3 protein-coding genes are annotated in these 2,369 nt (G+C 66.2%); all 3 read left to right on the top strand.

Going from position 1 to position 2,369, the window contains the following annotated elements; translation table 11 throughout:
* A partial coding sequence (locus tag SE92_RS12680; protein WP_245324558.1) for a zinc-binding dehydrogenase occupies positions 1-669 on the top strand: 669 nt, incomplete at its 5' end.
* A gap of 16 nt (positions 670-685) precedes the next feature.
* The gene (locus tag SE92_RS12675; RefSeq protein ID WP_063196004.1) at positions 686-1,591 is read left to right on the top strand and encodes a VOC family protein; all 906 of its coding nucleotides are present in this window, start codon (positions 686-688) and stop codon (positions 1,589-1,591) included.
* 68 nt (positions 1,592-1,659) lie between these two features.
* Positions 1,660-2,369: Bug family tripartite tricarboxylate transporter substrate binding protein (locus SE92_RS12670; protein ID WP_063203493.1), on the top strand; the 710-nt coding region annotated here is incomplete at its 3' end.

Below are 2,369 nucleotides of genomic sequence, written 5' to 3'. Positions count from 1 at the left end.
GCTGTTCACGCGCTGCCCGACAATGTCGATCTGCAGGCCGCGGTGTGCCTGTCGAACTATCAGGTCGCCTACGCGCTGCTGCACGAGTGCCGCCATCCGCGCGCACCGGCGAGCGCGCTGGTGATCGGCGCCGCCGGCGGCGTCGGCACCGCGCTGGTGCAATTGGCCAAGCTCGCCGGGATGACCGTGATCGGCACGGTCTCGACTGAAGAGAAGGCTGCGTTCGCCAAGGCGAACGGCGCCGATCACATCATCTACTACCGCAGCGAGGACGTGGTGGCGCGCACCCGCGAACTGACGAAGGGCGAGGGCGTCGGCCTCGTGCTCGATCATGTCTGCGGTCCCGAGTTCACCTTCTATCTCGGCGCGCTCGGCAAATGGGGCACGCTGCTGTCGTACAATGCCTTCGCGGGACTTCCGGAAGAAAACCTGATGGCGGCGATGCGCAACCATCTCGATATCTGCCCGGCCGTGCGCTGCTTCTCCTTCCACATCTACGACCACGATCGCGACGGACGCCGCGCCCTGATGCGCAGCGTGATCGAGGCGCTCGGGCGCAACACCATCAAGCCGGCGATCTCGGCCGTGCTGAAGCTGGACGAGGTCAGCAAGGCGCATACGCTGCTCGAGCAAGGCTCGGCGCTCGGCAAGATCATCATGATTCCATGAGGGGGTGGACCGCACGATGAGCGCACCAGCACCCATTGCACGCTTCACCCGGCTGCGACACGCGACCTTCGCCTCGCCCGATCCGGAGCGGCTGCTCGATTACTACCGCGGCGTCATCGGCCTTGGCCTGGTCGGCCGCGCGGGAAACCGCATGTTCCTCGCCAGCGAGTCCGAGCAGCTCTCGCTCGTGATCGAGCCTGGTGATCCCGTGCTGAAGAGCATCGCCTTCGAGATATCGCCCGAAGTCGAGATCGAAGCGCTGGGCGCCGCGCTGAGGCAGGCCGATCTGCGGCCGGAGTTTTGGAGCGATTCCCTGCCGGGTGTCTCCAGGCTGCTATCCTTTATCGATCCCGAAGGGACACGCTTCGAGCTGATCCAGGGCTGGACGCCGACGCCCGCGCAGGAGCGGATCGGCGGGCTCGCAGTCAGCAAGCTCGGCCATGTCGCGCTGCGTACGCCAGATCCGAAAGCCGCTTCGGAGTTCTACGCCAGCGTGACGGGCCTGCGCGTCTCCGACTGGATCGAGGACCGTTTCGTGTTCATGCGCAGCGGCTTCGAGCATCACACCCTCAACTTCGCGCAGGCGCCCGTGCGCAGCCTGCATCATTTTGCCTTCGAGCTCCGCGGTCCCGATCACCTGCATCGGGCCTGCGATCATCTGGCGCGGCACAAGCTGCCCGTGCTGTGGGGGCCGGTGCGGCATGGCCCCGGCCACAACACCGCGATCTATCATCGCAATCCCGATGGCCATCTGGTCGAGCTGTTTTGCGATCTCGACCGGATGGTGGACGAGGAGCTCGGCTATTTCGAGCCGCGCCCGTGGCATCGCGATCGTCCGCAGCGGCCAAAGGTCTGGGTCGGGCTGCCGCGCGACGTCTGGGGCATGCCGCCATCGCCTGAATGCACGGAGTTCGCACGCTAGCGCGATCACGACTTGAAGACGCCGCGCACGTTGCGGCCAACGACATAACAATCGAGGGAGAAGCATCCATGCGAGGGATGAAGCGGCTTGCTGCGGCCATTTTTCTACTTGGCAGTTTTCTTGGCAATTGTCTGGTGACCGGCTCTGCGTCGGCGGATAATTATCCGTCGCGCCCGATCCGCCTGCTGCACGGCTTTGCCGCCGGCGGCGCGGCCGACACGCTGTCGCGCATCATCGCCGACGGGCTGTCGAAGAGGCTCGGCCAGCCGATCATCGTCGAGGCCAAGCCGGGTGCCGGCGGCAACATCGCGGCGGATGCGGTCGCCAAGGCGGCGCCCGACGGTTACACGCTCGGCCTCGTCACCGGCGCCCACGCGATCTCCGCGGCGACCTACAAGAGCCTCGCCTACCAGCCGGCCGACAGCTTCGAGATGATCTCGACGCTGGTGTATTACGCGCTCGTCATCGCCGTGCGGAACGATTCCCCCGCCAAATCACTGGGCGAGCTCGTCGCGATGGCCAAGGCCAAGCCGGGTTCGCTCAGCTTCGGATCGGTCGGTTTCGGCTCGACCCATCACCTCGCGGGCGAATTGCTCAACGCCACTGCCGGCGTCGAGATCGTGCACGTGCCGTATCGCGGCGATTCCCAGTCCATCACCGCGCTGCTCGGCGGCGAGGTTCCCGTCATCGTCGGCACGCCCGTTCTGCTCGCTCCACAAATCCAGAGCGGCGCGATCCGCGGCCTTGCGGTGACCTCGCCGACGCGCACCGCGGTGCT

This window comes from Bradyrhizobium sp. AT1 (genome assembly GCF_001590795.1).
GTDB lineage: Bacteria > Pseudomonadota > Alphaproteobacteria > Rhizobiales > Xanthobacteraceae > Bradyrhizobium.
This window is presented reverse-complemented; position numbering and strand designations above follow the sequence as displayed.

What these genes read in the sequence shown, in the direction of transcription:
- SE92_RS12675 (WP_063196004.1), top strand. Translation starts at nt 686, where the DNA reads ATGAGCGCACCAGCACCCATTGCACGCTTCACCCGGCTGCGACACGCG.